Consider the following 8,070-nt stretch of genomic DNA (forward strand, 5'->3'; position numbering starts at 1 on the left):
GGGCGAAACCAAATGGGCCGAAGACACGATGGGGTTGGCATTCGCCGTGGCGGTTGATTTTTGTCGCGGCATGGGGAATTTTCAGACAATTGAGGAGCCAAAGTTTATGTCTGTTACTGACAATTTGCCAACAATTTGTTGACATTAAGGGAAAGTACTGATCACAAATCACAGATACTTTGCCTACAGTGAGTCCTTGACAGATGCACCTGATGCGCGCGCAAAGCGGGCACCTTTCTTGCACTGGCCATAGGACCGTTCATTCCATCTTTCTCAGGAGTTTTCATGCAACGTCGTGCCCTTCACCTCAGCCTGCTCGCTGGCCTGCTCGCTGTTTCCGGCTTCGTATCGGCCCAAACCAAATGGGACCTGCCTGCCGCTTACCCTGCCACCAACTTCCATTCGGTCAACCTGAACCAGTTCGCTGCCGATGTGGACAAAGCCTCGGGCGGCAAACTCAAGATCACCGTCCACCCCGGCGCCTCGCTCTACAAAGCACCCGAAATCAAGCGCGCCGTGCAAGGCAACCAAGCCCAGATGGGTGAAATTTTGTTGGCGGCCTACCAAAATGAATGGCAGATGTTTGGCGCTGACGGCCTGCCATTTCTAGCCACCAGCTACGACGAGTCCATCAAACTTTACAAAGCGCAACGCCCCTTCCTGGAAAAGAAACTGGCCGAACAAGGCATGAAGCTCTTGTACGCCGTGGCCTGGCCCCCACAGGGCATTTACAGCAAAAAGCCCATCCAAAGTGCCGCCGACCTCAAGGGAAGCAAATGGCGTGCCTACAGCCCCTCGACATCGCGCATTGCAGAATTGGTGGGTGCGCAACCCGTGACGGTGCAAGCGGCAGAACTGTCTCAGGCCATGGCCACCGGAGTGGTGGAAGCCAACATGACATCGGGCGCAACGGGCGTCGACAGCAAGCTTTACGAACACATGAAGTATTACTACGACGTGCAAGCCTGGTTGCCCAAGAACGCCATCATCGTCAACCAAAAAGCCTTTGATGCCCTCGACAAGCCCACCCAAGACGCGGTGGTCAAAGCAGCCGTGGAAGCGGAGACCCGAGGCTGGACCGCTTCGCGCAAGGTCAACACCGACACCATAGCCGTGCTCAAGGCCAAAGGCATGACCATCGAGGCCCCCTCGGCCCAACTCAAAGCCGACATGCAAAAAGTCGGCGAGACCATGGTCAAAGAATGGCTGGCCAAAGCCGGGCCAGAAGGCCAAGCCATGCTGGACGCTTTCCGCAAGTAAAGCCATCGCCACCGCCTCTTTGTTCGCGCACAGCGTGGCAAGGGGCGGTTAATGTTTGAGGACCTGCGGGACAGTTTGTGATGCGTAAAACCCTGGATGCTGTTTATTCAGCGGCTGCCGCAGTGGCGGCCGTGCTCATGATCGGCGTGCTTTTGATGGTGCTGCTGTCCATCGTCAGCCGACTACTGCACTTTCATGTGCCAGGCACCGATGCATATGCCGGCTACGCCATGGCTGGCGCAGGCTTCATGGCCTTGGCGCACACCCTCAAGCGCAACGAACACATTCGTGTCACCCTGATTCTGGGTCGGCTGACGGGAGACGCTCGCCATCGGCTGGAGTTGTGGGCCTTGACCGTGGCGGCAGTGATGTCTTTGCTGCTGAGCTTTTTTGCCTGGCGTCTGGCTTGGCAATCGCATGTGTTTCATGACATGTCCACCGGCAACGACGCCACCCCTTTGTGGATCCCCCAAATTCTGATGGGGCTGGGCAGCACGGTCTTGTGCCTGGCGTTTCTGGATGAATGGTGGCTTGAGTGGCGCGGCTTGCGTGAACATGCACAGGGTACGGGCCATGAATGATTTGTTGATCACGGCACTGCTGATCGTGTCGCTGTTCGCCTTGCTGGGCAGCGGTGTGTGGATCGGCCTGACGCTGGCGGGTGTGGCCTGGATCGGGATGGAGCTTTTTTCTACCCGTTCGGCAGGTGATGCCATGGCTTTGACCATTTGGGGCTCGGCCAGCAGCTGGACCTTGACCGCCCTGCCCCTGTTTGTGTGGATGGGCGAGATTTTGTTTCGCACCAAATTGTCCGAGAGCATGTTTCGCGGTCTGGCCCCCTGGGTCAACTTTTTGCCGGGTCGCTTACTGCACACCAATATTTTGGGCAGCACCATTTTTGCGGCCGTCTCGGGCTCTTCGGCTGCCACCTGCGCCACCATTGGCAAGATGAGCATCCCCGAACTGACGCAACGCGGTTATCCGGCCGACAAAATCGTCGGCTCGTTGGGCGGTGCAAGCACGCTGGGCCTGTTGATTCCTCCGTCCATCATCATGATCGTCTACGGCGTGGCCGCTGAAGTGTCCATTGCCAAACTGTTTGTGGCGGGCGTGGTCCCGGGTTTGATGTTGGCCTGCTTGTTCAGCGGTTACCTGATGGTCTGGGCTTTGCGCAACCCCGACCAGGTGCCACGACATGACGACCACATGAGCCTGCGCAAAAAGCTGCGTGAATCGCGTCACCTGATTCCTGTGGTCTTGCTGATCGGCGGGGTAATCGGCACCATTTACACCGGCATCGCCACCGCCACCGAAGCAGCGGCAGTGGGGGTGGTGGGGGCCGTGCTGCTGTCGGCAGTGCAAGGCTCGCTCAACTGGGCCACCTTTCGAGAAGCGCTGATGGGCGCTACCCGCCTGTACTGCATGATCGCGCTGATCCTGACCGGTGCTGCTTTCCTGACCTTGTCGATGGGCTACATCGGCTTGCCCAGGCATTTGGCCGAATACGTCACAGCCCTGCAGCTCTCGCCTGCGGTGCTGATCGTTGCACTAGCCTTTTTTTACATGCTGCTCGGTTGCTTTCTCGATGGCATTTCCATGATCGTGTTGACCATGGGCGTGATTTTGCCCACTGTCACGGCCGCGGGCATTGACCTGCTGTGGTTTGGCGTGTTTGTGGTCATCGTGGTCGAGATGGCGCAGATCACGCCCCCTGTGGGCTTCAACCTGTTTGTGCTTCAAAGCATGACCCAGCGCGAGATCACATGGATCGCCCGAGTGTGCATGCCCTACTTTTTCATCATGGCCTTGGCTTTGGCTTTGCTTTGGTGGTTTCCAGGCTTGGTGACTTGGCTGCCTTCTCGCATGTGATGAATCACAGCACCCAATTAGGTCTACTTGATCCTCTAAGATAGCCCCTTGTTCGGCCGATGCACGCGCCGAAGTCTTTGAGGATTGCTGTGTTTAAAAATGTGATGGTTTACCGGATCGGTGAAGGCTTTGCGCCCACGCTCGCCGATGTTCAAACGGCGCTGGAGCCGGTGCAGTTTGTGGAATGCGGCGCCAGCCAAGACAAATCCATTGGCTGGGTGCCGCCCCGGGGCGAGGCCCATGGCCCGCTGGTCGAATCGGTCTCTGGTCAGTGGATCCTGAAACTGATGATCGAGTCCAAGGCCGTGCCCGGCAATGTGGTGCGCCGCAAGGTGGACGAACGTGTCGCCGAAATAGAAGCCGCCACGGGCCGCAAACCTGGCAAAAAAGAAAAGCGCGACCTGATGGACGACGTGCTGTTGTCGCTGTTGCCGCAGGCCTTCGCGCGACAGTCAACCGTGCTGGTGTGGATGGACTTAGAGAACCGCCGCCTGGTGCTCAATGCGGGCAGCCAAGGCAAGGCCGACGAAGTCATGTCAGCGCTGATGAACGTGATGGGCGGCCTGTCGGTCTCGCTCATCCAAACCTTGACCTCACCCCAAGCGGCCATGACGCAATGGCTCTTGGCGCAGACGCCTGACGAATGGCCCGCCGACCTGACGGTGGAGCGCGAAACTGTGCTCAAGTCCACCGGCGAAGACGCTGCCAGCGTGCGCTTCACACGCCACCACCTGGCCAACGACGATGTCCGCAAACACGTCATGGAAGGCAAATTGCCCACCCAACTGGCGCTCAGCTGGGACGGCCGCGTGGCCTTTGTCTTGACCGAGACCTTGCAGCTGAAAAAAGTGCAATACCTCGACGGCGTCATGGACGAATCGGGCACAGACAAAACCGAAGACCGCTTTGACGCCGACGTGGCCTTGTCCACGGGCTTACTTGGGCCGCTGATCGACAGCCTGATCGAAGCCTTGGGCGGCGAGATGGAACTGGGCGCAGCGGCTGCCGATCAGGCTTTGCCCAACCCGGCACGCACCGTGGTGAACTCGACCGTCACGAGCGGCGCAGCTGAGGCTGACGCCGAAGACCCGCCGTTTTAAAAGCCATCCACCCGAACATTGAACTGAAGCCGAAAGGACCCGCCCATGCTCACGGTGATCGCGATTTGCCTTGGCGCTTGTGTGGGTGCGCTCTCGCGCTGGCAGTTGGGCGTGTGGCTCAGCCCGGCCAACGCCAGTGCTGGTCTGCTGCCCTGGGGAACGCTGGCGGCCAACCTGATCGGTGGTTACTTGGTGGGCGTGTGTGTGGGCGTGTTCCAGCAGCTGCCCCAACTCGACCCGGTTTGGCGGCTGGCTCTGGTGACCGGTTTTTTAGGGGCGCTGACCACGTTCTCGAGCTTCTCGGCCGAAGTGGTCGCCATGCTGCAGCAAGGGCGTTTTGCACTGGCGTGCGGCACCGCATCGCTGCACCTGTTTGGGTCACTGGCACTGACGCTGCTGGGACTCAAAACCGTGGGTCTGCTTTGGGTCCGTTGACCCGCTAACCGCCTCCGCGCTGCATGTAAAGATCAAAGCGCTTCATGAATGCATAGCGCTGGTCTGCGTCCAAGCCCTCAAACACAAAATTCACCCGCAGCACCGGCATGCGCATGAGCGCGATCACCCGGGGTGGCATGACTTGCCAGCGCAGATACAAGCGACCTGCCCCGATGGTGGTCACGGCGGTGGTGCCTGTGCGCTGCCAAGGGCAGTCGCCCATGGCGGCGGGCAGCCAGCCCAGCCACTCTGCCTCGGTGCAGCCCATGTCACGCTGGAACTGTTCGGCGTAGCTCGATTGCATGCGCGGCTTCAGCCCCCGGCCACGGGCGGCCATATGGCCAACACGTCGCCATCGACCAAGGTGGTGGTGCCCCGGTCTTCGGGGTTGATGTATTTGCCGTTGACCAGCACCAGATGCACAAGCTTGGGCGGCATGCCGTAGGGCTCGATGATTTGGCTGATGCTGGCGTCAGCTGCCACGTTCAGCGTGACTTGGTTGCTGCGCCGGGCTTCGGCGGGCAAATAGTCGGTGAGCGTGGCAAACAGTTTGAAGGTGATGTTCATGTGGGGTTCGTCAGGTCAATGGCCCGGACTTTAACGGCGACGCGCGTCGGCCGCGCCGCTCCATCGACCTTGACCCTGCGCACAGTCGAGGTAAGCGTCCATGAGCTTGGTCGGGTCATGCATCAGCCGGTCTTTCCAGTCGCCCAAATGGATCTGGCCTTCGACCAAGCCACGCATCACGCCCACATGCTCCGTCCAGCCAACGCTGTTGCAGCCGACCATCACATCGCCCTCAAACTGCAGACTCAGGTGCCTTCCGGCATCCTGATCGGTCAGAACGGCCGACTGGCCGCCAGACACGCCTTCCCAGTTGCCAAAGCTCGTAGAAATCAAACCCAAGGTGTCCAGCACGTTGATTTGTGTCACGCCTTTGAGTGCGGTTTTTTGGCCCACCATGTTCAACGCGGCGACGCGGGCCTGCTCGGCCGCATTGGGCTGAATGGCGCTCACAATGGTTTTGCCGCTGACCATGTCAAACGCTTCAGCGCAGTCGCCTGCGGCGTAAATGCCGGGGACATTGGTTTGCAGGTGCTGGTCGGTCAACACGCCTTGCAGGCAGGTGATGCCACTGTCTTTCAAAAAACCAATGGCCGGGCGCACACCTGTGGCGCTGATGACCAGATCGGCCTCGACGGTTTGGCCGTTGGACAGGCGCACTTGCAGCGCGGCGCTGGCGGCGTCAGAAGCCAAGCCCACCGCAGAAGCCAATTTGCCGAGCAAGCCTTTTTCTGCGCCACCGCCTTGGCTGATGGCCTCGACCTTGGTGCCGGTGAACACCTGCACGCCTTTGGCCTCGCACCAGTCGCGGATCATGCCGCCAGCCACCGGGCCCATCATGCGGGGCACCATGCGGTCGCCCATCTCCACCACGCTGAGCTTGACGCCACGCGCCGCCAGCGCTTCCATGATGATGCAGCCAATGAAGCCCGCGCCCATTTGCAACACACGGGCACCGGGCTTGGCCAGCGCCTGGATGGCGCGGGCGTCTTCCAGCGTCCAGCAGGGGTGGACGCCGGGCAAGTCCATGCCCGCAATGGGCGGACGCACCGGGTGTGAGCCCGTGGCGATCAACAGCTTGTCAAAAGCCAGGGACTGGCCATTGTCCAATTGCACCGTTTTGCCAGCCGCATCGACGCGGGTCACTTTGGCCTTGACTTGATTGATGCGCAAATCTTCGAAGTGCGAGTCGCTCTTGCGCAGGTAAGTGCCGCGTTCGTCGATGTTGCCAATCAACAAATAAGGTATAGCCATGCGCGAATAAGGCGCATCAGGCTCGTCGCCCACCAAGGTGATGGTGTCAGCGGGCGCGTGTTTGCGCAAGGTCTCAGCAGCGATGACGCCGGAGGGGCCTGCGCCCAAAATGACGTGGTGCATGTTCAACTCCAAAAGCAGGCAGCGGCCACTCAAGGCCGCTGCACAATCCAATCAAGCCCCAGACCCAGCGGTTAAACCACAACCGGTTTCCCGCAAGGTCCAAGGCATGCGGGTCAAAGGCTCAGACGCGCCTTGGTCTCTGCCGTCGGGCGGCCTTCGCTGTCCCAGCCGCGGGCAGCGTAGTACTTGGGCAGCATCTCGGGCAACATGCTCACTTTGCCTTTGGACGGGCCGGTTTTGGCGGCTTCGGTCAAGAGGCGCTTAGGCAGGCTGTCGTCGGCCTTGGTGAAGCCTGCGGCGTTGTTGAACTCGCGCTCCATGTTCCAGATACGCTCACCGATTTTTTCCAGCTCTTCGGTGGTGTATTCGTCGTTGCACGCCGCTTGCAGTTGCGGTGCCAGATCGGCCACGCCCCAGGCAAAAGTGGTGAACACGCACAGACCCGACGAGTCGAAAGCGGCAGTGGCGTCCTGGAAAGCCTTGACCAGCTCGGGCTTGCCTTCGTGCTCCAAAGGATCGGTCTTGACCGGGATGCCCAGCACTTCGGATGCGATGGTGTAGCCGCGCAGGTGGCAAGCACCGCGGTTGGAAGTGGCGTACGCCAGGCCAATGCCCTGGATCGAGCGACCGTCGTAGGCGGGGAATTCCTGGCCTTTGACGCTCATTGACAAGTCGGGGTGGCCGTACTTGGCCGTCAAGCGCTTGGAGCCCTGGCCAATTTCAACGCCGAAGCCTTCGCCCTTGGCGGTGATTTCGGCAAAGTGGGCCAAAGCCTGGGCCGAACCGAACTTGGCGTCAATGCCCAGTTGTTCTTGGGTCAGCACGCCCATCTCGTAAAGCTCCATGACCGCACCCACCGTGGCGCCGAAGCTGATGGGATCGAAGCCTTCTTCGTTGCACAACAAGTTGGCGTACTGCAAGGCCTCAAGGTCGTTCACGCCGTTGGCCGCGCCCAGCGCCCAAGCTGCTTCATACTCCAGGCCGCCATTGGCCCCCCAGTATTGGGGCTTGTTTTGCACGGTGAAGTGGCCTTCGTCCATGCGGCTGATGCGGCCGCAAGCGATGGTGCAACCGAAGCAGGCTTGGTTGGTCACCAAGTGCTTTTTGCCGTCGCTCTCGCGTGGGGTGACCATGGCTTCAGCAGAAATATCTTTCGCGCCTTCGAACTGCACATCGCGGTGGTTGCGGGTGGGCAAAGCACCCATCTCGTTGATCACGTTCATCAGCACCTGGGTGCCGTAAGCGGGCAGGCCTTGGCCAGTGACGGCGTTGTCGGCAAGGATTTTCTTCTTCTCGAAGGTCACCTTCATGAAGGCCTTGGGGTCACGGATGTTGCCCACGCCCTTGGTGCCACGCACGGCTATGGCCTTGAGGTTTTTGCTGCCCATGACCGCGCCCACGCCCGAGCGGCCTGCCGCACGGTGCAGATCGTTCACCACAGCGGCGTACAAGACCTTGTTTTCAC

At 60.1% G+C, this 8,070-nt stretch carries 9 protein-coding genes; 5 read left to right on the forward strand and 4 right to left on the reverse strand.

Translation table 11 applies throughout. The features are described 5' to 3' along the window. Positions 1-285: 285 nt before the first annotated feature. The 5 genes from Q0341_RS09565 to crcB all read left to right on the forward strand — a co-directional run bounded on the left by Q0341_RS09565 (position 286) and on the right by crcB (position 4,664). A complete protein-coding gene (locus Q0341_RS09565; RefSeq protein ID WP_299512547.1) occupies positions 286-1,260 on the forward strand; it encodes a TRAP transporter substrate-binding protein in 975 nt (324 codons plus the stop codon). A gap of 80 nt (positions 1,261-1,340) precedes the next feature. Next, positions 1,341-1,841 carry a TRAP transporter small permease gene (locus Q0341_RS09570; protein ID WP_299512549.1) on the forward strand — a complete coding sequence of 167 codons (501 nt, stop codon included), beginning with the start codon at positions 1,341-1,343 and terminating at the stop codon, positions 1,839-1,841. Then, positions 1,834-3,129, forward strand: a complete 1,296-nt coding sequence (locus tag Q0341_RS09575) for a TRAP transporter large permease subunit (RefSeq protein ID WP_299512550.1) — start codon at positions 1,834-1,836, stop codon at positions 3,127-3,129. The genes Q0341_RS09570 and Q0341_RS09575 overlap by 8 nt, the downstream gene beginning before the upstream one ends. A 59-nt stretch (positions 3,130-3,188) precedes the next feature. Continuing rightward, positions 3,189-4,229, forward strand: a complete 1,041-nt coding sequence (locus tag Q0341_RS09580) for a recombination-associated protein RdgC (protein ID WP_299512552.1) — start codon at positions 3,189-3,191, stop codon at positions 4,227-4,229. 45 nt (positions 4,230-4,274) lie between these two features. Continuing rightward, entirely contained in the window at positions 4,275-4,664 is a 390-nt protein-coding gene (gene crcB / locus Q0341_RS09585; RefSeq protein ID WP_299512554.1) for a fluoride efflux transporter CrcB, read from the forward strand. A 4-nt stretch (positions 4,665-4,668) separates the two neighbouring features. Here the strand turns inward: crcB and Q0341_RS09590 are convergent, their stop codons facing one another. From Q0341_RS09590 to Q0341_RS09605, 4 genes are all read right to left on the reverse strand, one after another. Next, positions 4,669-4,968 (reverse strand): hypothetical protein, encoded by a 300-nt coding sequence (locus tag Q0341_RS09590; RefSeq protein WP_299512557.1) that lies wholly within the window; start codon positions 4,966-4,968, stop codon positions 4,669-4,671. A gap of 8 nt (positions 4,969-4,976) precedes the next feature. Then, a complete protein-coding gene (locus Q0341_RS09595; protein WP_299512560.1) occupies positions 4,977-5,231 on the reverse strand; it encodes a MoaD/ThiS family protein in 255 nt (84 codons plus the stop codon). A 30-nt stretch (positions 5,232-5,261) separates the two neighbouring features. After that, positions 5,262-6,605 carry an FAD-dependent oxidoreductase gene (locus Q0341_RS09600; RefSeq protein WP_299512562.1) on the reverse strand — a complete coding sequence of 448 codons (1,344 nt, stop codon included), beginning with the start codon at positions 6,603-6,605 and terminating at the stop codon, positions 5,262-5,264. Positions 6,606-6,718: 113 nt separating this feature from the next. After that, the coding region (locus Q0341_RS09605) for an aldehyde ferredoxin oxidoreductase C-terminal domain-containing protein (protein ID WP_299512565.1) at positions 6,719-8,070 on the reverse strand (1,352 nt) is incomplete at its 5' end.

The sequence above is a fragment of the uncultured Limnohabitans sp. genome (assembly GCF_937889215.1).
Lineage (GTDB): Bacteria > Pseudomonadota > Gammaproteobacteria > Burkholderiales > Burkholderiaceae_C > Limnohabitans_A.